The following is a 220-nucleotide window of genomic DNA, read 5'->3' on the forward strand; positions in this document are numbered from 1 at the left end:
CGAGTTCGGAGGTGGACCTTCCGAAAAGACAAATGTCGATCCCTCTTTGGTGTTGTTGCCCGGCAGGCCTGAATCCAACTGCCAAAGAGTTTCAGGGCTGTCCTTTTTAAAAACCTCTAGCAAATCCTCTTCCAGCCCGAACGGACCGTCCTTATCCACCTCCAGGACCTCCGTAAGAGCATTCGACCATTCTTCCCGATACAGGTAAAAGCGGGCCAAA

1 pseudogene is annotated in these 220 nt (G+C 51.8%); it reads right to left on the bottom strand.

From position 1 onward, the window contains the following. Positions 1–220 (bottom strand): annotated as a pseudogene (locus K1F36_RS19635) (RagB/SusD family nutrient uptake outer membrane protein); the annotation flags it as partial.

This window comes from Flagellimonas abyssi, from assembly GCF_019457905.1.
GTDB lineage: Bacteria > Bacteroidota > Bacteroidia > Flavobacteriales > Flavobacteriaceae > Flagellimonas > Flagellimonas abyssi.